This window comes from Pseudoalteromonas sp. SIMBA_162 (assembly GCF_046535955.1).
In the GTDB taxonomy this organism is placed as follows: Bacteria; Pseudomonadota; Gammaproteobacteria; order Enterobacterales; family Alteromonadaceae; genus Pseudoalteromonas; species Pseudoalteromonas marina.
In genome coordinates this window covers 1-252 of the sequence record NZ_JAWJBQ010000814.1, presented here as the reverse complement: position 1 = coordinate 252, position 252 = coordinate 1, and the positions used below count along the sequence as shown (strand labels likewise).

Genomic DNA, 252 nt, shown 5'->3' with positions numbered 1-252 from the left:
CCAATGATAAACCAGTGACCTGTTTAAACATTATAGGTATTAAAATCTCTTCTGCATCACCTTCAATAAGAATTGTGCTTTTTGCAAATAACAAGTTGCTGCGCACAGCATCTAGATATCGTTGTAAGTTACGTATTTCACTAGCACTGAGATCATTCGCAGGTTGGTATACCTCACACCCCTTATTTCCTTTGGCTATAATGTTAATATTTTTTATATTAGAGACTTCAGATAGATGTGTAGAATGTGTAG

General features: G+C 34.9%; 1 protein-coding gene. It reads right to left on the bottom strand.

Annotation, left to right across the window (positions count from 1 at the left end; genetic code table 11):
- A partial coding sequence (locus tag R0J88_RS21945) for a TOPRIM nucleotidyl transferase/hydrolase domain-containing protein (RefSeq protein WP_410901169.1) occupies nucleotides 1-252 on the bottom strand: 252 nt, incomplete at both ends.